Source organism: Streptomyces sp. NPDC044044 (genome assembly GCF_056434405.1).
Genome location: NZ_JBWKFG010000010.1, coordinates 219,674 through 240,940 on the forward strand (window position 1 = coordinate 219,674; position 21,267 = coordinate 240,940).

Consider the following 21,267-nt stretch of genomic DNA (forward strand, 5'->3'; position numbering starts at 1 on the left):
TCACGGCTTCCCATCGACGGCTGACTTGACCGCGGCGGCGACCCGCGCGGCGTCCGGCACATAGAGGTCCTCGAGCGCCGGGCTGAACGGCACCGGCGTGTGCGGCGCGGTCACCGTCCCGATCGGCGCCCGCAGCGCCCCGAACGCCTCGCGCGCGACGAGCGCCGAGATGTCGGCCGCCATCCCGCAGCGCGGTCCCGCCTCATCGACCACGACGAGGCGACCGGTGGCCGTGACGCTCTCGAGGATCGTGTCGGCGTCCAGCGGGCTCGTGGTGCGGGGATCGATGACCTCGCAGCTCAGACCGGACGACGCCAGGTCGTCCGCCGCCTCGGATGCGACGGCCACCATGCGGCCGAGGGCCACGATCGTCACGTCCTCGCCCTCGCGCACGATGCCCGCCTCGCCGAAGGGGATCGTGTAGCTCTCGACGGGGACCTCGCCCACCACGTCGTACATCGCCTTGTGCTCGCAGAAGATCACCGGGTCGTCGTCCCTGATCGCCTGGATCATCAGCCCCTTCGCGTCGTACGGGGACGAGGGCAGGACGACCTTCAGGCCCGGCACGGCCGTGAACGCCGGGTACAAGGCCTGCGAGTGCTGGGCCGCGGCCCGCAGCCCGGCCCCGTACATCGTGCGGATCACGACGGGGGTGACGGCCTTGCCGCCGAACATGTACCGGAACTTCGCCGCCTGGTTGAAGATCTGGTCGAAGCACACCCCCATGAAGTCGATGAACATGAGCTCGGCGACCGGACGCAGGCCGCGTGTCGCGGCGCCGATCGCCGCGCCGATGAACGCCGACTCCGAGATCGGGGTGTCGAGGACCCGCCCGGGGAAGCGCGGCTGGAGCCCCTTCGTCACGCCCAGCACCCCGCCCCAGGCGTCGGATTCGCCGGGTGCGCCCGCGCCGCCCGCGTTGTCCTCGCCCATGACGACGACCGAGGGGTCGCGCTCCATCTCCTGTGCCAGTGCTTCGCCCAGTGCCTCGCGACAGCTGATGCTGCGTGCCACGGTCGACTCCCCTCAGAGGTACGAGATGTAGACGTCGGTCTCCAGGTCGGCGCCGGTCGGCAGGGGCGCCGCCTGCGCCTGTGCCACGGCCTCGTCGATCAGCTGGGCCACCTCGGCGTCGATCGCGTCGAGCCGCGCCGCCGTGACCTCGCCCGCGACCCGCTCCCTGAAGCGCTTGATGCAGTCGAGTTCGGCGCGGGCGTGGCGCACCTCGTCCGCCCGGTACTTCTGCTGATCGCCCTCGAAGTGCCCGTAGTAGCGCGTGAGTTGCACCTCGATGAGCGTGGGGCCGCCACCCGAACGCGCCCTCTCGACCGCATCGCCCGCCGCCTCGTGCACCGCGAAGAAGTCGAAGCCGTCGACCGTGACGCCGGGCATCCCGAAGGCCGCGCCGCGGGCCGCGATGGAGCCGCCGCCCACGGACCACTCGGCCGATGTGGCCTCCGCGTAGCCGTTGTTCTCGGCGACGAAGACGGCGGGCAGTTGCCAGACGGATGCGAGGTTCAGGGATTCGAGGGTGGTGCCCTGGTTGCTGGCGCCGTCACCGAAGAAGGCCACGCCGACGCCGCCGTCCCCGCGCACCTTCGCGGCGAGCGCGGCGCCGCAGATGAGGGGCGGCCCGCCGCCGACGATGCCGTTGGCGCCGAGCATCCCCTTGGAGAGGTCGGCGATGTGCATGGAGCCGCCCTTGCCATGACACGCCCCGGTCGTGCGCCCGTAGATCTCGGCCATCATCGACTTCACGTCGACGTGCTTGGCGATGCAGTGGCCGTGGCCCCGGTGCGTGGAGGCGATGACGTCGCGGTCGTCGTCGAGGTGGGCGCAGACCCCGGTGGCGGACGCCTCCTCACCTGCGTACAAGTGGACGAAGCCGGGGATGTCGCCGGTCGCGAACTCCTCGTGGAGGCGCTCCTCGAAGTCACGGATCGTACGCATCGTGCGGTACGCGTCGAGCAGTGCGGGACCGTCCAGGCCGTGCTCGTGCGGGACTTGAGGTGTCCGGAGAGTGTCGGTCACGGAAGAACTCCTTTGCCTGCGCGGGTGCGGAGTTGCCTGCTTGGGGTATGGCACTGCAACCCCGGGCCGACCGGCAACAGTTGCCCGGGGTTGCAAGCCCGCACAGGACGTACGCAAACGGAGAAGGAGAAGCAGACGAACGACAAACAGAGCAACACCCGCAAACAGAGCGGGACTTCGGAGTCGGAGTCGCTGCTCTTCGGCGGTCCCCTGCGCTACGACACCGGCTGGGCCCAGCACGAGGAGGCCTTCCTCCAGCTGGGGTTCCGGTCCATGCTGAAGCGGCTTCCCGCGCTGCTCGCCGCCAGCTTCCGGCTCGCCTGGCAGGCCGACCGGCGCGCCGCACGCATCGTCATCGGCGCCGAGGTGGGCCGCGGGCTGGCCCAGGCGGTGAGCCTCCTCGCGGTCAACAGTGTCCTCGGGCGCCTGATGACCGACGCCCCGGTGGCCGACCGGCTGCGCGGCGCGATGCCCGCCCTGGTGACCGTGGCATCCGTCCTGTTCGTCGCCGCGCTGCTGCGCGCGGCATCGACGTACGCGACGGGCCGTCTTGAACCCAAGGTCGAACGCGTCGCCACCGAGCAGTACTTGGAGAAGGCCGCGTCGGTGGAGCTGTCGGCGATCGAGGACGACGCGTTCCACAAGCTGCTCGACACGGCGCAGTACGGAGCTGCCTCCGCCCGGCGCATGATCGGCATCTCCACGCGCGTGGTGAACGCGATGATCTCGCTGATCGCGGCGGCGAGCGTGCTGACCGTCCTGCACCCGGTGCTGCTTCCGCTCCTGGTGACGATGACCCTGCCGAGCGCGTGGAGCGCCCTGACCATCGCCAGGCGCCGCTATGTCTCCTTCCACGCCTGGGTGCAGCACGCCCGCGCGGGACGCCTCATCGGCAGCCTCCTCACCGAGGCGCGGGCGGCCCCGGAGATCCGGGTGCACGGTGTGGGTCCTTTCCTGCTGCGGCACTTCCGGTCCATGTCGGAGGCCGCGGAGGAGGAGCAGGCGCGCCTCGCGCGGCTCGCCGCCCGGACGGGCCTGATCGCCGCGGCGTGGACGGGTGCCGCCACCGCGGCGACGTACGCGACGCTCGGCGGGCTGCTGCTCGCCGGTGCGATGGCGCTGTCCGTCGCGGGCACCGCCGTCATCGCGATCCGCACCGGCGCGTCGAATCTCGACACGCTCGTCCTGGAGGTCAACTCCCTGCACGAGGACGCCCTGTTCGTCGGCGACCTGGAGCGGCTCTTCGTGGAGGCCGCGCAGCGCGCGATCCCGGTCGGCGGCGCCGAACTGCCGCCGGATCCACGGGAGATACGGTTCGAGAACGTCACCTTCCGCTATCCGGGGGCGTCGGGCAGGGACGCGCTCAGCGATGTCTCCCTCACCCTGCCCACCGGGAAGATCGTCGCCCTCGTCGGCGAGAACGGCTCCGGCAAGACCACCTTGGTGAAGCTGCTCGCCGGTCTGTACGCGCCGAAGGACGGCCGGATCCTGTGGGACGGCGTCGACGCGGCGACCGCGGACCGGCACCAACTGGTCGAGCGCATCGCGATGGTGGCGCAGGACTTCAAGCGCTGGCCGTTCACGGCGCGCGTGAACATCGCGATCGGCCGGTCGTCGGTGCCGCTCACGGACGACCGGATCGGCGCGTCGGTCGGGGAGGCCGGTGCCGGGGACGTCGTGGCCGATCTGCCGCGCGGGCTCGACACCTTGCTGGCGCGTGCGTTCACCGGCGGGCACGAGCTGTCGGGCGGCCAGTGGCAGCGCCTGGGCATCGCGCGCGCCGCGTACCGGCGCGGCAGCATCCTCATCGTGGACGAACCGACGGCAGCGCTCGACGCCCGTGCCGAGCTAGAGGTGTTCGAGAAGATCAGGGCCCTCGCGGGGACGGGCCAGACCGTCATCCTCATCACCCACCGCCTGGCGTCGGTGCGCCACGCGGATCTGGTCCATGTCCTGGACGGAGGGCGCCTGGTGGAGTCGGGCACACCGGACGAGCTCCTGCGGACCGGCGGTGTCTACGCGGAGCTGTACGCCCTGCAGGCCGACCAGTTCACGGCGAAGATCCCCTCACCGAACGGTCACGCCGAGCGCTGAGGGGCGCGCTCGCTTCCGGCCTACGCGGCGGCGGCCACCTCCGCCATGTCGGTCACCCGGGTCTCGCGCACGATCACCAGGAAGGCATCGGAGGCGAGGTCCATGACGACCTCCGCCTCCTGTCCCTCCATGCGGCGGGCGCGGGCGAACTCCTCCGCGGGCCACGATCCTCGCGGCCCACCGGCCGGAAAGCGTTCCAGTACCACTCGGTTGTTCATCATCGTCCTTCTGCTCCCCCGTCGGCAGTCCTGACGGACTCTCATGGAGTAGAACGCGCCGAGGGGTGGAAAGGACTCGCAACGTGACCGACCTGACACCTGGTTGTGCCGGTTCCTCACATCTCGTACTCGTCGTGATACCTCACCCGGCTGCCGCCCGCCGGTGCCCCGATCCCCGCCGACCGGCCCTTCGGCTCCTCCCACTCCTCCTGCCGGCCGAGGGCGGTGAGATCGAAGAGGCTGGAGTACGACGACACCCAGTCGAGGCCGCGGGCGTACGTCGAGTACGTGTGGAAGACGCGGTCGCCGTCCCGCAGGAAGCAGCTGATGCCTGGCTGCTCGAAGGACTCCTCGCCCTCGCCGACGGTGGCGTCGAAGTCCTCGTTGAAGTCGGTGCCGTTCGAGGAGTACCACGGCACCGTCCAGCCCATCCGGGCCTTGAAGGGCAGGATCTTGGTGAACGGCGCGCGGGAGACCGCGATGAAGTTCGTGCTGCGGGCCCGCAGATGGGCGAGGTGCCCGATCTGGTCGAGGAACGCCGAGCAACTGCGGCAGCCCGCGTCCCACTCCGGGGCGAACATGAAGTGATAGACGATCAGTTGGGCGTCTCCGTCGAAGAGGTCGAACAGCGTCGCCTTGCCGTCGGAACCGTCGAACAGATACTCCTTGCCGATCTCGACCATCGGAAGCCGACGCCGCTCGGCGTTGAGCGCGTCACGCGCCCGGGTCTCCGCCTTCTCCTTGGCGAGCAGTTCCTTGCGCGCGGCGAGCCACTCCTCGCGCGTGACGATGCCGGGAAGTCCCATGGTCCCTCAGTCCCTCCGCCGGATCCGCCCCTCGGATCCGTGCTTCTGGGAGGGGTGACCTGCCCGGTCGCCGGAACTCATCGGTCGCGGCGAGGAAATTTAGAGGAATCCGGAAAGAATCTAGAAGGTCACCGGAAGCGCGAGCAGTCCGCGCGCCCGCATCGAGGGACGCCACCGCAGTTCCCGGTCCGGTACGCCGAGTGCGATGCGCGGGAAGCGTTCGATGAGGGCGGCGAGCGCGGTGGCCGCCTCCAGGCGGGCCAGGGGTGCGCCGACGCAGTGGTGGATGCCGTGGCCCAGGGCGAGTTGGCCCGTGGTGTCGCGGGTGATGTCCAGGCGGTCGGCGTCGGGGTAGCGGCGCGGGTCGCGGTTGGCGGCCGACGGGGAGAGCAGCACGGTCTCGCCGGCCGGGACGGTGACGCCGCCGATGGTGACGTCTTCGAGGGGGAAGCGGCGGATGGCGAGCAGGGCCGGCCCGTCGTAGCGGCTGAACTCCTCGACGGCAGCCGGGAGTTGTGACGGGTCCGCGCGCAGGGCCGCGAGCTGTTCGGGGTGGCGCAGGAGCGCGAGGGTGGCGTTGCCGATGAGCTGGACGGTGTTCTCGTATCCGGCGAAGAGGATCAGGAAGGCGAGCGACATCAGCTCGTCCTCGCTCAGTCGGCCCTCCTCGCCCAGCCGACCCTCCTCACCCTGCCGTGCGGCGTCCTCGTCCCGTACGGCGATCAGGTCGGAGAGCAGATCGTCGGCGGGCTCCTTCCGCTTCTCCGCGAGGAGTTGGGTGAAGAAGCCGAGCATCGCGACGACGGCCTCCTTCGCGCTCTGCGGCCGCGCCGGGTCGGGCGCGACCAGGGCGTCGGTCCAGGCCAGGAAGTCCGGGCGGTGTCCGGCGGGCACGCCGAGCAGGTCGCAGATGACGGCGATCGGGAGCGGCGCGGCATACGAGGCGACGAGGTCCGCGCGGCCCAACGGCTCGATGGTGTCGAGGAGTTCGTCGGCGGTGCGCCGGATCGGCGCGCGCAGGCTCTCCACCCGGCGCGCTGTGAAGGCCTTGACCACCAGGCGCCGGATGCGGGTGTGGTCCGGCGGATCCATGTTGAGGAGGTTCGCGTCCAGGGCGGGCGGCAGCGCGAAACCCCGGTAACCGCCCGGCAGCGCATGGCTCTTGTCGAGCGAGAGCCGCGGGTCGGCGAGCGCCGCGCGTACGTCGTCGTACCGCGTGACCAGCCAGGCCGGGCTGCCGTCGGGCCCCGCGACCCGGTGCACGGGCGCGGTGTCGCGCAGCCGCGCGTAGGCGGCGTACGGGTCGTCGATGAGACCGTCGGCGGGGTCCGGCCCCGGGGCGTGCGAGGGGGCAGGTGAGGAGGCCGGCTGCGGGGCGTGTGACATGGCTCCACCCTAGGCAGCCACTCCCCCGGCCCCGCCCGCGGCCCCCGGCGCCCTCAGCCCTCGTAGTCCTGGATCCGCTTGCCGTGGCTGCGGTCGATCAGGGCGGGCAGTTCGGCGCCCAACTCCTCGACGATGCCCGGCACATCGAGGGTCAGCAGCCTTCGGTCGCGCATCAGGATCCGCCCGTCGACGATCGTCGTGACGACGTCCGCCGAGCGCGCGCTGTGCACGAGGGTGGCCGCCATGTCGTGCACGGGCCGGGTGTGCGGCCCGTCGAGATCGACGAGGACGATGTCGGCGCGGCGCCCCGGCGCGAGGCTGCCGATCTGCTCTCCCAGGCCGACGGCCCGTGCGCTCTGCAGCGTGGCGTGGTCGAGGGCCTGGCGCGCGGTGAGCCAGGACGGGTCGCGCTGCGTGGACTTCTGCACGAGTGCGGTGAGCGCCATGGACTCCCAGACGTCCAGGGTGTTGTTCGAGGCGGCGCCGTCCGTGGCGAGGCCGACGGGGATGCCGATCCCGCGCAGGGCGCGCACGGGCGTGGTGTCCCAGCCGAACTTGAGGTAGCCGCGCGGCGCGGACGCCACGGCGATGCGGCCCGTGCCCCGCTGGAGCACGGGCAGGTCGCGGTCGAGGATGCCGGTGCCGTGCGCGATGAGGACGTCGACGTCGAGCAGTCCTGTGCGGTGCAGGACCTCGATGGGGGTGCGGCCGTGGCGGTCCAGGCTGTTGTCGGTCTGGGCGCGGTTCTCGGAGGCGTGCAGGTGGACCATGAGGCCGTGCTCGCGGGCGAGTTCGGCGGTCGCGGCGAGGTCCGCGTCGTCCACGGTGTAGGGGGCGTGCGGGGCGAGCGATGTGGTGATGCGGCCGTCGGCGGCGCCGCGCCGCCTCAGCGCGAACTCCAGTGATGCGGCGCGGCCTTCGGGCCCCTGCGAGGAGAAGAAGGCCGCGCCGAGGTTGGCGCGCAGACCGCTCTCCTGGACGACGTCGGCGACGGTGTCCATCGCGAAGTAGTGGTCGGCGAAGGTCGTCACGCCGCCCCGGATCATCTCGGCGCAGGCGAGCCGCGCGCCGAGCCCGACGACGCGCTCGGTCAGATTGGACTCGATGGGCCAGATCCAGTCGTTGAACCACTCGTGTGCCGGCAGATCCTCGGCGAGGCCGCGCAGGGCGACCATCGGCGTGTGCGTATGACAGTTGATCAGGCCGGGCAGGGCCGCCTGGCCGCGCGCGTCGATGCGCTCGGCGGCCCGCAGACCGGCCACGGCAGGGGTGGTGGTGACGGTGTCGATGCGACCGTCGCGTACGACGAGGGCCGCGTCGTCGAGGAATCCGATCCGACCCTCTTCGTCGTGGACGAGGGCCGTGCAGCCCGTGATGACGAGGTCGGCGGGGCCGTGCGCGGGAGGCGGCATCATCTGTTCAAGGTACGGGGAGTGCGCATCCCGTGCCCTGTCCCGTCGCCGGTTTCGCGAGCACGCTGACGTCAACCCACCCACCACGCGAGCACAGTTGGAGCCCGCCATGCTCCTCGGCACTTGGAACCTGGAGAACCTCTACCGGCCCGGCGGCAAGTTCGGGCCCAAGGACAAGGCCGCGTACGAGGCGAAGCTGGCCTCGCTCGCGGCGACGATCACGGCGCTGCGGCCGAGCGTGCTCGCCGTGCAGGAGGTCGGCGATCCGGAGGCCCTCGCGGATCTGGCCGGGATGCTGGAGGGCACCTGGCACACCACTCTTTCGGAGCACGCGGACGAGCGCGGCATCCGCGTCGGCTTCCTCACCTCGCTTCCGGTGTTCGTCGTCGCCGACGAGGACTGCTTCCCCGCGCCGGTGCGCCCGGTGCAGGTCGGCGACGTGGGCAAGCCGGTGGCGCGGGCGGGGCGCGGGGTCCTCGCGGTGACGGTGACGACGCGCGCGTTCTTCTTCGACGCGGCCGTCTGCCATCTGAAGTCGAAGCTGCTCTCGTACGGCGGCGGCCGGTTCCAGCCGCGGGACGAGGGCGAGCGGGCCCGCTTCGGGGCGTACGCGCTGAACCGGCGTTCGGCCGAGGCGACGCTGGTGCGCTCCATCGCCGACCGTCTTCTGAAGGGCGACGGCCGCGAGCACGACGTCGTGGTGCTCGGCGACCTGAACGACGAGGTGTCGGCGGCGACGACGCAGATCCTGCTCGGCCCGCCCGGCTCCGAGATCGGCACCCCCGGCTTCGACAAGCCGGACAAGGGCGACGCGAAGCGGCTGTGGAACGTGGCCCCGCTCATCCCCGCCGAGCAGCGCTACTCCCGCATCCACGCGGGGCGCCGCGAGCTGATCGACCACGTCCTGGTGAGCCGCAGCCTCCTGAACCAGGTCACGGCGGCGGGCACGGGTGTGCCGGGCTCGACGGCGACCGCGCTGCCGTCGGTCGGGGACGAGGATCCGCAGGAGCGGAGGAACGCGCCGGGCTCGGACCACGCGCCGGTGTGGATACGGATCGAGCGCTAGCCCCGGCCGGGGGCGGTGGCCGCCGACTCCTGGCGCCGCCAGGCCTGCTGGAGACGGAGCGTGTCCTCGAGGACCGTGTCCTCGACCATCCGTCCCCAGCGGATCCTGGCCCACTGGATGCCTTCGTTCTCGTACGGGCTGCCGTCGGCGAGGGTGGCCTCGATGCGCAGCCTGACGACGACGGTGGTGTTCCAGGGCCAGCCCTTGACGACCATGTCGGTGAGGCTGAGCCGCATCCCGGGGAAGCGCTCGTTGGCGTTCTCGAACCAGTCGGCGAAGGCTTCGGGGCCGCGGAGCTCGGCGCCGAGGACGTTGTCGCCGATGAAGCGGAACCGCAGGTCGGGGGCTGCCATGGCGACGGCGGGGCGGTAGTTGCCGCTGCCGTCGCCGGTGGTGCGCCAGAGGGCTCGGACCTTGCGGCGGACGATGGCGTGGTACATCGGGCACCTCCATGGGCCTAGCGACCCAGTGACCTAGTGACTTGCAAATAACAAGTGACCGTCTCCGGTCACTCTAGGCGGGTCACTTGCAAACGACAAGCGAGTACCGTGGGCGCCATGAGAGGCGAACGCTTTGCCCGGATGCACTGCTCGGTGGCGCGCGCGGCGGCCGTGACGGCCGACCGGTGGACGGTGCTGATCCTGCGCGACCTGTTCCTGGGCCTGAACCGCTACGAGGATCTCCGCGCCGACCTGGGCATCGCGACGAACATCCTGGCGGACCGCCTCGACCATCTGACCGCCGAGGGCGTCGTGGAGCGCCGGGCCTACCAGGACCGTCCGGTGCGCCACGAGTACGTCCTCACGCCCGCGGGCCGGGAGCTCTACGGCACCGTCCTGACCCTCATGACCTGGGGCGACCGCCACCGCTCCGCCGAGGGCGGCGGCCCGCCCCTGCTGCCGGTCCACGACACCTGCGGCCACCCGGCCGAGCCCCGGGTGACGTGCGCGCACTGCGGCGGGGAACTGACCCCGGAGACGGTGACGCACATGCCGGGTCCCGGCGGGCGCACGGCGCCGGGGACGGCCCTGGTGCACACGGTGCTCGCCGGGAGCTGAGCCTCGGCCGCGGACGCCCGGCTGGGCCTCAGCCGCGCGGGAGCACCGTCGACAGGACGCCCGGCAGTGGATACCAGTCCGAGGACACGATGCTGGCGTTGCCGCGCGCGAGCAGGGCGACGCGGTCGCGCGCCTGGGCCTCGGTGGGGTTCACGGAGTCGATGGCCGGTGCGACGTTGTGGGCGTCGGACATGACGACCAGGTAGCGCCGGTCGGCGTACCACTTGGTGTCGATGGTGCCGCCCGCGTACCTGGACGCGTCGCCGTCGAACAGGACGAACCAGGGCCGGATCGCCGCGTCCGCGTACCGCACGCGCGGGTCGCCCGCCTCCGCTCCGAGCACGGCGGGGAAGGCCGCGGCCTCACCGAGACGTCCGGCCGCGGCGAGGTCGCGCAGGTGCGTGGCGTACTCGCGGTCGGTCCACAGGGTGTCGGCGGGGTTGTTCTGCTCGACGGTGCCGGGGATGAGCTCCACGATGAACTTCCCCGCGAGGGCGCTCCGCTGGGGCCAGCCGTCGCTCCGTACGGCCTCGTCGAGGGTGGCGTGGCCCCCGGTGAGCTGGCCGGGGCGGTAGACGGCGTCGCCGAGCTTGCTCTTGAGGAGGGCGTCGAGATCGGCGGGGCCCCGCCCGTTCCTCCCCTGGAAGCCGTCCTTCAGCTCGACCTTGACCAGGATGGGCCGGTGGCCGGGGTGGGCGTCGTGCCAGCTCTTCATGTCCGCGAGGCAGCCGGTGAGGCTCTGGTTGCGCGGCTTGGTGCGCAATTCGGCCGGACTCGCGGCGTTCTCGCAGTTGTTGTCGTTCCCGACCGGATTGCTGTGCGCGACCCGCCAGCCGCTCCCGAACACATTGGTCCACACGTCGAGTTCGAGCATCCCGGCACCGGAGTCGAGCGCGTCGGCGAAGTACGGGTACTTCGACTTCTCGTAGGCGTTGTGGACGCCGACGCCGGTGGTGGACGCGTACGGCGACTGCGGCGCCGGGTCGTCGGCCGCGAGGGCGGTGCCGCTCGCGGAGCCCGTACCTCCGAACGCCAGTGCGCCCGCTGCCGCGACGGCCATGGCAAGGCCTGTCCCCGTACGTGCCCTCATGTCAGCCGTCCCCTCCACCGCTCCGGTCAAGTCCAGCGAAACGTAGGGGAGTTGAGTGTCGGAAGGGAAGACGGCGACTTACGGGCAGGGAGACGGGCAAGGAGAGATATCCAGCCGCGCGGCAGGGCGAGGGAGGGCGGGGGCCGTGGCGTGTCCGCTACCGTCTGCGCCCGTTATGGATCAACGTACGCAGAGATCCACACGCTCGCGGCAGCAGCAGTGGAAACTGATCACCCCCCGTAGAAGCAGAAAGGGATCAGCCGCCATGCCCCTCACCCTCTCCCGCATCTCCCGCACCCGTCTCGCCGTGACCGCGGCCGCCACCGCGGTGCTCGCCGTCGGCGCCCCGGCCGCGTACGCCTCGCTCGACACCGACACGCGCGCGCCCGGCACGACCACCACGACGCAGGTGTCGCGCGGCGAGGCGTACACCGAGACCCGGCTCCTCTTCGGGACGGAACGTCCCGACGGTGGGCCCGATGTGACCGACAAGCAGTTCATGAAGTTCATCGACGACGAGGTGACGCCGTCGTTCCCCGACGGGCTCACGGTGCAGGACGGCCGCGGCCAGTGGCGGGACTCGAACGGCAAGATCGAGCGTGAGCGTTCGTACGAGCTGATCCTGCTGTATCCGACGTCGCAGGCGCACAAGCGCGACGGTCTGATCGAGGAGATCCGCGAGGACTACGTGAAGGAGTACGCGCAGGATTCCGTGGCGCGCCTCGACGACCGGCTGCGCGTGGACTTCTGACACCTGGGTGGGACGGTCACGCCACCGCGGTGAGCTCCGCGAGCAGCGCGTCGATGCGCTCCGCGTGCCGCCGCGGCAGGCGCCCCGTGTCGTCGACGTGCACGGCGCAGGCGGTCGTGGTGTCGACGAGGCGTTCGAGGGTGGCCGCCACGTTCTCCGAGCCCGCGGAGTACCGCGCCAGGGTGGGGAGTTCGGCGGCCGCCAGATCGATCGCGGCGCGGGCCTCGGCCAGCGTCCGGTAGGCCTCGCGCCGCAGGGCCCAGCGGGCGGCGCGGTGGTCGGCGCCTGCGGGCCCACCGTCGCCCGCGCCGCTCAGGACGTGGCGCAGATACGCGTGCGCGGACTCACGGGCGGCCGAGAGGCGGTCCTGCACGCGCCCGCCGCGCTGCACCGGCCACGGCAGATGCCCGACGAGCAGGACGATCCCGCAGGCGAGCAGGGTCTCGCCGATTCGCCCCCAGGAGGCCTGCGGCTCCCCGCCCACCATGACGAGGGCGAGCACCAGGACGGTGACGACGGCGGTCTGGGCGGCGAAGTGCCGGGTGGCGACGGGGATCAGCGCACCGCACACGGCGACGACGGTGACGAGTCCGGCGGGCCGCGGCAGCAGGGCGGCGAGCCCCGCGAAGAGAACGGCTCCCAGGACGGTGCCGAGGGCGCGGCACAGGACGCGCGAGGCCAGCGGCCCGAGGTCGGGCTTGACCAGGAAGACGGCGGTGGCGGGCAGCCAGTACCAGTGCGGGTGGTGCAGGGCCTGCGCGACGGCGGCGCTTGCCCCGAAGCAGAGCGCGACGCGCACGCCGTACTCGCGTCCGCCGGGACCTGCCGCCGTGCGCAGTACGTCGACGGGGCCGCGCCGGGGGCCGTGCGGGGGCCTCGCGTTGCCGCTGTCGAAGGCCTCGGCGGCGTGCAGCAGCGCGTCGTCGAGGGCGCGGAGCCCGGCGCCGGAGCGGGCGGGCGCGGGCAGCGGCCCGCAGGGAACGCCGTCGCGGACAGCGGCGGCGAGGCGCCTCGGCCCTTCCCCCACCCGCTCCGGCAGCGGCTCACCGGCCCAGGCGAGCGCGGTCGCCGCCTCGCCGAGCGGCAGGGCGGCGAGGTACTGCGCGTGCAGCCGCCGCTCGGCGGCCGAGCCGGCGTGCCGCCGCAGACGTGGCCCGGAGAGGGCGTCCTGCGCCTGGTCGAGGGCGGCGGTGAGGGCGGCGCGGCGGGAGGTGGATCCGGCGGTACCGGCGGAGTCGAGGAGCGCGGCGACGGCTTCGTAGACGGCGCTGACGGCGGCGCGTTCGCCGTCGAGGCGATCGAGGCGGTAGGCCGGCAGTGCGGGCCTGTCGCCCCCGGGGCCGGCACCGGTCCACCCCTTGCCGGGCACGGGCGAGGGCAGCACGAGCCGCAGCAGGATCAGCCACCCGGCCCCGGCGAGGAAGAACAGCGCCCGCTGCCAGCCGGGCTCGGGCAGCGGCATCCCGGCCCCGATGGCGGCGGCGACGAGCAATTGCGTGCCGCCGGCGGATGCGACGGGCCCGACAGCGCTGAAGGCACCGGCGAACAGACCGAGCACGGCGAACAGGAGGGGCAGGACCGACGACCCGCCGGCCGATGCGCCGACGTACGCCCCGAAGGCCAGTCCACCGGCCCCGGCGAGCGCGGGCACCCCGATCCGCCGCACGGCGACGCGCTGGCTCCCTGGCCGGTCGTTGATCCCGGCCAGCATGGCCCCGAGCGCGGCCACGACGCCCACGGACACCCGCCCGGCGACCAGCCCCGCGCACAGCAACGGCCCCGCGGCCAGCGCACCCCGCACCACGGAGTGCCACGGCACGGGCCCGCGCTGCGTACGCAGGGCATGGCCGAGCCAAGGCGGAAGAGAAGCGGAAGCTGCGCGCGGGATCACCGGGCTCACCGTGTTCCTGTCGTCGTCGGGTACGGGTACGTGCCGCCGGACGACTTCGGCCTGGGCTGCGATCAACCCTAAACGGTGCGGTTGGGAAGGAAGGGGCCTGAGTATTTCCGTGATGTGACGTTTTCGCGGACGTGAGGCGGCATGACGTTGTGGACGGTGCGGGCCAGGACGGCGGGGGACGATCTGCCGGATCACCTCGCGGGTGCCACCGTCTAGCATTACGATGAGCGTAGGCTTTAACCCTACGTAGGTGGTACTGGTGACGAAGAGGACGGCGGTCGGCCTTCCGCCCGAGCTGGCCCGCAGGACGAACCTCGTCCTGCGGCCCAAGGACGCCGCCGACGTCTACGCCCACCCCCGCCCCGAGATGGCGCGCCTCGTCAAGAACGGGGCGGCACGGCGTCTGGCCACCGGCTACTACCTCCTCGTACCCGGCCGTCATCTCGGCGACGGCACCTGGCGCCCCGACCTCCACGCAGTGGGTCTCGGCATCGGGCAGGCCGACTACGGCCAGGACGGTGCGGCTCTGATGGGCGTCGGGGCCGCCCGCCGGTTCGGGGCCGTTCCGCGCGAGATCGCCGTCACGTTCATCGCCGTGCCCAAGCAGCGCCCGCCGCTGGAGACGGATGCCGGGCGGGTCGTCTTCGTCCGCAGGGACATGGCCGTCCTCGACCTGGAGCGGATCGAGACCGAGGTGACTCCCGGGTGGACGACCACACCTGAACAGACCCTGCTGGACCTCGCCGCCCGCCCCGCGCTGGGCGGTCTGCCGCCCGACGCGATCACCGAGGCGCTGCGCGCGCTGTGGCTGCGCGCCGACACCGGCCTGCTGACCGAACTGGCGGCCGGGCAGCGCAAGATGGCCGCCCTGAAACGGGCGCGGCACCTGATCGAGGGGGACTCGGATATCGAGGGGGACCCGGATGCTGGACCGGAGTGATCTCGCGCGCATCGCCGCGGAGTACGGCGCCGCCGAGCAGCAGGTGCGGCGCGATCACCTGATCAGCCATGTGCTGTGGGCGCTGGCCTCGCTGGATCTGCCGGTGGTGTTCTTCGGAGGTACGGCACTCTCGCGCACGCACCTCACGACGGCGGCGTCCGGCGGCCGGCTCTCCGAGGACATCGACCTCTTCACGGACGACCCCCCGGCGGTTGCCGACGCCCTCGACTCCCGCATCCCCCGTCTGCTTCGGCGTGAGTTCCCGCGTTCGCGGTGGGAGCCCGCGCTCGCCGGCGTCCGCGGGGTGGATCCCGCCCAACTGGTGACCGACGACGGTCTGCGTCTGCGCGTACAGCTCCTCGACACGAGCACCGGCCACTCCGGATGGAAGCGCTGGCCCACCGAGCGGCGCGGTGTCGAACTGCGCTACCGCGACGTCCCGGGCCCCGCCACGCTGAGGGTTCCGACGCGGGCGGCGTTCGTCGCCATGAAGGTGTCCGCGTACTGCGACCGCCACGCACCGCGCGACCTCTTCGACCTGGCGGCGCTGGCACGGTCGGGCTCCATCAGCGCCGAGTCGGCGGAACTCCTGCGCATGGCGACCGGCACGGCTCCCGCGCCGCACATGTTCAGCACGCTGCCGGACATGGAGTGGGAGCCCCAACTCGCCCACCAGACGGGCCATCTCCCCTCCGCGCAGGAGTGCCTCGACACGGTCAGGAACGCCTTCGCGAAGGCACTCGCCTGGCCGAAGCCGTACGACCCCTTCGCCTGACGCACGGACGCTGCCGGCCACACGGCGGCCGGGGCGGTGACGGGCGCGCCGCCCGGCAGTCACGGCCCGATCATCCCCGCGACCGCCCCCACCGGATCCTCATCCGCCTCCCCCTCCGGCCACCAGTCCTCCCGCCCCGGCTCGCTTCGGTACGGGTACCAGCGGCCGTCCCTCCCGTATCGCAGTTGCAGGGAGCCTGCGGCGTTCGTGAGGTGGTTGCGGTGGATCGTCATGCGGGGGAGGTCTGCCGTGATCAGGGCGCCTCGCGCTCGGTCGAAGGGGCCCGCCGGGGGGTCCCAGGGGGATTCCAGGACGGACAGGCCCTCCTCGCCTCCCTGGCGCCAGGCCGCCGCCGCGCGGGAGAGGTCCGTGGGGGTGCTTTCCACCGACCTTGCCAGCTCAGCGAATTGACGGCTGAAGCTGCGGCGGCCCGTCAGGCCGGGGTGGGATGCCGCCAGGCGGACCGCGTCGTGCCAGGGGTCGGTGGCGGCGAAGGGGTCCGCGCCGGTGGTGAGGTACGCGTGGGCCCGGTTCGCCGTGTCCGTGGCCAGGAACTCCAGGGATGTGGGGTTGGGGGCGCCCGGGAGGGAGGGTAGGAGCGGGGGTTCGCCCGGGTGCGGCGGGGGTGCGAGTGGGGGTGGCAGCGGTGGGCGGTACTCCGTGGCCAGGACGTCTCGGGCCAGGGTGCCGGGGAGCGCTTCGGCGGTCTCGCCCTGTGTGGTGGCGGATTGTTCGCGGGCCGCCCGGTGCGCGTTGCGCCGGGCCAGTTCGTCGAGGAGCGCCTGTTCGTCTCCGCCTCGCAGGAGGAGGAGTACGAAGGGGTCCGCGTCCAGCAGCCTGGCCGTCTGGTAGGTGAGCGCTGCGGCGTGCTTGCAGGGGCGGCCGTGGTCCGGGCACGTGCAGGACGGGACCAGGTCGCCGGGGCCCGGGAGGAGTTGGACTCCGGCGCGCTCCGCCGCGTCCACCAGCGCGTGTGGCATGTCTTTGTCCAGGAGCGCCGCGATGTGGGCGGGTTCCGTGGCCACCGCGTCCAGGAAGCTGTCCCAGTCCTCCGGCGTGAGCGTGCGCATGCGGATTTCCGCGCGGTAGGGGCGGGGGCGACTGCCGTGTACGTACGCCACGATGCGGCCCGGCGCGACCGTGATCGTGTCGACGTGGCCCTCACGGGCGTAGGCCCGCCCACGCGTGAGGCGACCCGCGTCGAGCGATGTCCCCTCCAGCGCGCCGATCCAGGCGTTGCCCCACCAGGAGGTCGCGAACGGGGTCTGGGCGTCCGGGTGTCGAGGCAGCGGGGGGAAGACTCGGCCTGCTCCTGTGGCGCGGCTGGCCGAGGTCATGCCGGTTCGGTCGGTGCTGCCCGTACCAGCGCTCCTGGCGCCGCCCGCACCCGCACTCCTGCCGCCGCCCGCGCCCGCGGGTCGATCCCCACCGCCCCTCACGACACCCTCCGCAACGACACCAGGTCCGCCAGCTCCACATCCGTGAGTTCCGTCAGTGCCGCCTCGCCGCCGCCGAGCACCGCGTCCGCCAACGCCTGCTTCGCCGACAGGAGTTCGGCGATGCGGTCCTCCACCGTGCCCTCCGCGATCAGGCGGTGGACCTGGACCGGCTGGGTCTGGCCGATGCGGTAGGCGCGGTCCGTGGCCTGTTCCTCCACCGCCGGGTTCCACCAGCGGTCGTAGTGGATGACGTGGCCCGCTCGGGTGAGGTTCAGGCCCGTGCCCGCCGCCTTCAAGGAAAGGAGGAATACCGGGGCCTCGCCCGACTGGAAGCGGTCCACCATCTCCTCCCTGCGCGGAACCGGCGTACCGCCGTGCAGGAGTTGGGTGCCGATGCCGCGCCGCGACAGGTGCGACTCGAGGAGGCGCGCCATCTCCACGTACTGCGTGAAGATCAGGACCGCGCCGTCCTCCGCCAGGATCGTGTCCAGGAGTTCGTCGAGGAGTTCCAGTTTCCCCGAGCGCGAGCGGCCCGCGCGCGTCGCGATCTCGCCGTCCTTCAAGTACTGCGCCGGGTGGTTGCAGATCTGCTTCAGCGCCATCAGCAGCTTCATGACAAGGCCCCTGCGCGCGATGCCCTCCGACGCCTCGATGCGGGCGAGTGTCTCGCGTACGACCGCCTCGTAGAGCGACGCCTGTTCGCGGGTGAGCGTGACCGGGTGGTCCGTCTCCGTCTTCGGGGGGAGTTCCGGGGCGATGCCCGGGTCGGACTTCTTGCGGCGCAGGAGGAAGGGGCGGACCAGGCGGGCGAGGCGCTCCATCGCCTCGTCGTTCTCCGCGAACTCGCCGCCCTCCACCAGGCGGGCGTGGCGTGCGCGGAACGACTTGAGCGGGCCGAGCAGGCCCGGCGTCGTCCAGTCCAGCAAGGCCCAGAGCTCGGAGAGGTTGTTCTCGACCGGGGTGCCGGTGAGCGCCACTCTCGCCCGGGAGGGGATCGTGCGCAGCGCCTTCGCCGTCGCCGCGTGCGGGTTCTTGACGTGCTGCGCCTCGTCCGCCACCACCAATCCCCAGGCGTGGCCCGCCAGTTCGGACGCACTCGTACGCATCGTTCCGTACGTCGTCAGGACGAAACCGCCCTTCAGGTCGCCGTCGAGGCTTCGGCCCGCGCCGTGGAAGCGGCGCACCGGCACCCCCGGCGCGAACCGCTCGATCTCCCGCTGCCAGTTGCCGAGCAGCGACGCCGGGCAGACCACCAGTGTCGGCTCGGGGCGGGCCCGGTGCAGATGGAGGGCGATCAGGGTGACCGTCTTGCCGAGGCCCATGTCGTCGGCGAGGCAGCCGCCGAGGCCCAGCGATGTCATGCGGTCCAGCCACGCCAGGCCCCGGAGCTGGTAGTCGCGGAGGGTCGCCGCGAGGGCGGGGGGCTGGGCCACCGGGCTCAGGTCGCCGGTCAGGCGTTCCCGCATCCTGGCCAGGGCGCCGACCGGCACCGCATCGACCCGCTCGCCCTCCACCTCCGCCGCCCCCGTCAGCGCGACGGACAGCGCGTCCACCGGGTCCAGGAGGCCCAGATCCCGCTTGCGCGCCTTGCGTACGAGTTCGGGGTCGACCAGGACCCACTGGTCACGGAGGCGTACGACCGGGCGGTGCGCCTCCGCCAGGATGTCCATCTCCGCCTCGGTGAGCGGACTCCCGCCCTCCGCGCCTTCGCCGTCATCGGGACCCAGCGCCAGCTGCCAGCGGAATTCCAGTAGTTGCTCGGTCTTGAAGAAGTCGAAGTTGTCCGCAGCGGTGCCGGGCGCGGGGCGCACGACAGCCGTCGCGGTCAGCCCTCGGGTCAGCTCCCTGGGCCAGTGCACGGCCACACCCGCCGCGCCGAGCCTGGTCGCCGCCGTGCCGAGGAGTTCGTACAACTCCCCTTCGCTCAGCGGCAGCACGTCGGGGCGCGGGCGCTCAAGGAGGCGGGTCAGCGGCGGCCATACGCGGGCCGCGCGGCGCACCGCGAGCAGCGTGTCGACGCGGGCGCGAGGGCCGAAGTGGTCGGCGCCCGCCCAGAGTTGGGCCGCGTCCGTCACGAGGGTGGGGTCGGCGAGGCTGTGCACCTGGACGACGGCCGCCGCCGGGCTCGCCACGCTCTCGCGGGAGCCGCCCGTCCGGCCGCCCGACTCGGCATCGGGTACGCCAGGCCCATCGGGTACATCGGCCGACGCGCCGTCGAACACCTCGTGCGCCCGCAGGTCGAGCCGCAGCGACACCCGAACCCCCGCGTCCATCCCGGCCGCCACCTCCGCGGCCCACTCCCGCGCACCCGGCAGCCGCTGCGGCTCCCGCGCCGCGAAGGGCGCGCCGACCGCGTGCGCCGCCGCGGGCGTACGCGGCAGGGTGTCCACCACCGCGTCGACGAAGGCCCTGACGAGGGCGAGCGGCTCGGGGAGCAGGAGGGGCTTGCTGCCGGGCAGCGGTACGGCGTGCGCCTCGGCCGGCAGCGCGGCGGCGATCGCCCGCAGCTGCGTGACGTCGGCGGCGTCCAGCGGACCGGCCCGCCACGCGTCCAGGTCGCCGCCGGTCAGGCCGGGCAGCAGCCTGCCCCGCGCGGCCAGGTGCAGGGCGTGCCGGGCCGCGGCGGCCCAGCACGCCACGGCGGGGTGCGCGGGCCCGGCGCCCAGCAGGAGCGCGGCGGCTTCGGCCACCGGCAGGATCAGCGCGGGGACGGTACGGGTGCGGATGCCCTTGCCGTGCGGGCGTACGACGGCGATCTCACCCTCGACGGCGCCGGGCACCCCGCGCGCGCCGGTGGGCCGGTCATCGCCTGCCGGTCCGCGCCCGCCGGGAAGCTCACCCCCGCCGGAAAGCCCGCGCCCGCCAGGCAGCTCACCCCCGCCAGGGAGCCCGCGCCCACCGGGAAGCTCACCCCCGCCGGGAAGCTCACCCTCACCGGGAAGCTTCCCCTCCGGCGCCCAGAACGCGACCCGCCCCTCCCTCGGCACCTCGGCCGGCAGGAAGACGGCGGCGCAGGAGCGTACGAGCTCGCCGACCCGCCCGGCAGAAGGCCCGGCAGCGACACCAGCGACACCAGCGGCTGCGGCGACACCAGCGGCCGCAGCCGTCGCCGCGGAAGCCCCCACCATCACGTTCACCACCTCGCTCACCCTCAGTCACCCGCGCGTCATTCCCGCACGCCACCCTAGGCCAGCCGCTCACAGGTGAGCGCTGGTAGGAAACTTTCCTAACAATAGTTCGTCCGAAGTTATTGACGCGCACATGACGCATCGACAAGATGCCTGCGAATGGCCTCCGCACCGTTCACGGCCCCCCACGCCGATCTAGGAGACGGACATGCCGCCCACCCCCCGCGCCATGAACTCCCGTACGAACAAAGCCCGTTGGGCCATCCCCCTGGCAGCAGGCGCCTCGCTCGCGCTGGTCGGCGGGACCCTCCTGTGGTCCCCTGCCGACGAGGCCGACGCCGCGCCGAGCGGCAACGACACGAAAGCGGCCTTCACCGCGGTGGCCGCCGGAGACATCGCCGAACAGTGCACCTCGGACGACAGCGGCTGCGCCCACCCCAAGACCGCCGCGCTCGTCAAGCAGCTCAACCCGTCCTTCGTGATGACCATGGGCGACAACCAGTACGACGACGCACGGCTGCAGGACTTCGAGGACTACTACGACACCAGCTGGGGCGCGTTCAAGGACAAGACGCGCCCGGTGCCGGGCAACCACGAGACGTACGACCCGGAAGGCGCCCTGGAGGGCTACAAGTCCTACTTCGGCAGCGTCGCCTACCCCAAGGGCGAGAGCTACTACAGCTTCGACAAGGACAACTGGCACTTCATCGCCCTCGACTCCAACAGCTTCGACGACAAGGCGCAGATCGACTGGCTCAAGGCCGACCTCGCCGCCAACTCCAAGAAGTGCGTGGCCGCTTACTGGCACCACCCCCTCTTCTCCTCGGGCGAGCACGGCAACGACCCGGTCAGCAGGCCCGTCTGGAAGCTCCTGTACGCCAACAAGGCCGAGCTGGTCATGAACGGACACGACCACCACTACGAGCGGTTCGCGCCGCAGAACCCGGACGGAAAGGCCGACGCCAACGGCATCGTCGAGCTGCTCGGCGGCATGGGCGGCGCCAACCCGTACAAGATCGAGGAGGTCCAGCCCAACAGCCAGAAGCGGATCACCAAGACGTACGGCGTGGTGAAGCTGAACTTCACCGACACCGGCTTCTCCTGGAACCTCGTCGGCTCGGACGGCGCGACGAAGGACAGCAGCCCGTCCTACAACTGCCGCTGAGCCGCCGA

18 protein-coding genes are annotated in these 21,267 nt (G+C 72.3%); 7 read left to right on the forward strand and 11 right to left on the reverse strand.

The genetic code is table 11. The features are described 5' to 3' along the window. Both AC07AG_RS34620 and AC07AG_RS34625 read right to left on the reverse strand, forming a co-directional pair. A complete protein-coding gene (locus AC07AG_RS34620; RefSeq protein ID WP_478760270.1) occupies positions 1-1,014 on the reverse strand; it encodes an alpha-ketoacid dehydrogenase subunit beta in 1,014 nt (337 codons plus the stop codon). A 12-nt stretch (positions 1,015-1,026) separates the two neighbouring features. Continuing rightward, positions 1,027-2,031 (reverse strand): thiamine pyrophosphate-dependent dehydrogenase E1 component subunit alpha, encoded by a 1,005-nt coding sequence (locus AC07AG_RS34625; protein ID WP_478760271.1) that lies wholly within the window; start codon positions 2,029-2,031, stop codon positions 1,027-1,029. Positions 2,032-2,121: 90 nt separating this feature from the next. Between AC07AG_RS34625 and AC07AG_RS34630 the strand changes: the two genes are divergently transcribed. Then, entirely contained in the window at positions 2,122-4,125 is a 2,004-nt protein-coding gene (locus AC07AG_RS34630; RefSeq protein WP_478760273.1) for an ABC transporter ATP-binding protein, read from the forward strand. Positions 4,126-4,145: 20 nt separating this feature from the next. Here the strand turns inward: AC07AG_RS34630 and AC07AG_RS34635 are convergent, their stop codons facing one another. The 4 genes from AC07AG_RS34635 to AC07AG_RS34650 all read right to left on the reverse strand — a co-directional run bounded on the left by AC07AG_RS34635 (position 4,146) and on the right by AC07AG_RS34650 (position 7,950). Next, entirely contained in the window at positions 4,146-4,343 is a 198-nt protein-coding gene (locus AC07AG_RS34635; RefSeq protein WP_361046281.1) for a hypothetical protein, read from the reverse strand. A gap of 116 nt (positions 4,344-4,459) precedes the next feature. Then, complete coding sequence (locus tag AC07AG_RS34640; RefSeq protein ID WP_478760275.1) at positions 4,460-5,149, reverse strand: DUF899 domain-containing protein; 690 nt, start codon at positions 5,147-5,149, stop codon at positions 4,460-4,462. A gap of 120 nt (positions 5,150-5,269) precedes the next feature. After that, positions 5,270-6,535 carry a cytochrome P450 family protein gene (locus AC07AG_RS34645; protein WP_478760277.1) on the reverse strand — a complete coding sequence of 422 codons (1,266 nt, stop codon included), beginning with the start codon at positions 6,533-6,535 and terminating at the stop codon, positions 5,270-5,272. A 53-nt stretch (positions 6,536-6,588) separates the two neighbouring features. Beyond that, positions 6,589-7,950, reverse strand: a complete 1,362-nt coding sequence (locus tag AC07AG_RS34650) for an amidohydrolase (protein WP_478760278.1) — start codon at positions 7,948-7,950, stop codon at positions 6,589-6,591. 106 nt (positions 7,951-8,056) lie between these two features. On the opposite strand from AC07AG_RS34650, the gene AC07AG_RS34655 reads away from it, so the two are divergent. Next, entirely contained in the window at positions 8,057-9,013 is a 957-nt protein-coding gene (locus AC07AG_RS34655) for an endonuclease/exonuclease/phosphatase family protein (protein WP_478760280.1), read from the forward strand. Here the strand turns inward: AC07AG_RS34655 and AC07AG_RS34660 are convergent. After that, positions 9,010-9,453, reverse strand: coding sequence for a nuclear transport factor 2 family protein (locus tag AC07AG_RS34660; RefSeq protein ID WP_478760282.1), 444 nt, complete (start codon positions 9,451-9,453; stop codon positions 9,010-9,012). The two genes, AC07AG_RS34655 and AC07AG_RS34660, sit on opposite strands and share 4 nt — an antisense overlap. Positions 9,454-9,570: 117 nt before the next feature. Between AC07AG_RS34660 and AC07AG_RS34665 the strand changes: the two genes are divergently transcribed. Further along, the gene (locus AC07AG_RS34665; RefSeq protein ID WP_478760283.1) at positions 9,571-10,071 is read left to right on the forward strand and encodes a winged helix-turn-helix transcriptional regulator; all 501 of its coding nucleotides are present in this window, start codon (positions 9,571-9,573) and stop codon (positions 10,069-10,071) included. Between the two features lie 28 nt (positions 10,072-10,099). Here AC07AG_RS34665 and AC07AG_RS34670 read toward each other — a convergent pair whose 3' ends face one another. Then, the gene (locus AC07AG_RS34670; RefSeq protein WP_478760284.1) at positions 10,100-11,161 is read right to left on the reverse strand and encodes a phosphatidylinositol-specific phospholipase C domain-containing protein; all 1,062 of its coding nucleotides are present in this window, start codon (positions 11,159-11,161) and stop codon (positions 10,100-10,102) included. A 265-nt stretch (positions 11,162-11,426) separates the two neighbouring features. Between AC07AG_RS34670 and AC07AG_RS34675 the strand changes: the two genes are divergently transcribed. Then, positions 11,427-11,912, forward strand: coding sequence for a DUF3574 domain-containing protein (locus AC07AG_RS34675; protein ID WP_478760286.1), 486 nt, complete (start codon positions 11,427-11,429; stop codon positions 11,910-11,912). 16 nt (positions 11,913-11,928) lie between these two features. Here AC07AG_RS34675 and AC07AG_RS34680 read toward each other — a convergent pair whose 3' ends face one another. Beyond that, on the reverse strand, positions 11,929-13,800 hold the full coding sequence (locus tag AC07AG_RS34680) for an FUSC family protein (protein ID WP_478760644.1): 1,872 nt from the start codon (positions 13,798-13,800) through the stop codon (positions 11,929-11,931). Positions 13,801-14,071: 271 nt separating this feature from the next. On the opposite strand from AC07AG_RS34680, the gene AC07AG_RS34685 reads away from it, so the two are divergent. Both AC07AG_RS34685 and AC07AG_RS34690 read left to right on the forward strand, forming a co-directional pair. Then, entirely contained in the window at positions 14,072-14,752 is a 681-nt protein-coding gene (locus AC07AG_RS34685) for a type IV toxin-antitoxin system AbiEi family antitoxin domain-containing protein (RefSeq protein ID WP_478760287.1), read from the forward strand. After that, positions 14,736-15,527: a nucleotidyl transferase AbiEii/AbiGii toxin family protein gene (locus tag AC07AG_RS34690; RefSeq protein WP_478760289.1), complete on the forward strand. Its 792-nt coding sequence runs from the start codon at positions 14,736-14,738 to the stop codon at positions 15,525-15,527. The genes AC07AG_RS34685 and AC07AG_RS34690 overlap by 17 nt, the downstream gene beginning before the upstream one ends. A 59-nt stretch (positions 15,528-15,586) precedes the next feature. On the opposite strand, the gene AC07AG_RS34695 is transcribed toward AC07AG_RS34690, so the two are convergent. Together AC07AG_RS34695 and AC07AG_RS34700 are read right to left on the reverse strand one after the other, a co-directional pair. After that, a complete protein-coding gene (locus AC07AG_RS34695) occupies positions 15,587-16,864 on the reverse strand; it encodes an SWIM zinc finger family protein (protein ID WP_478760290.1) in 1,278 nt (425 codons plus the stop codon). Between the two features lie 98 nt (positions 16,865-16,962). Beyond that, complete coding sequence (locus tag AC07AG_RS34700; RefSeq protein ID WP_478760646.1) at positions 16,963-20,094, reverse strand: DEAD/DEAH box helicase; 3,132 nt, start codon at positions 20,092-20,094, stop codon at positions 16,963-16,965. A 208-nt stretch (positions 20,095-20,302) separates the two neighbouring features. Between AC07AG_RS34700 and AC07AG_RS34705 the strand changes: the two genes are divergently transcribed. Next, positions 20,303-21,259 (forward strand): metallophosphoesterase family protein, encoded by a 957-nt coding sequence (locus AC07AG_RS34705; protein ID WP_478760291.1) that lies wholly within the window; start codon positions 20,303-20,305, stop codon positions 21,257-21,259. Positions 21,260-21,267: the final 8 nt, after the last annotated feature.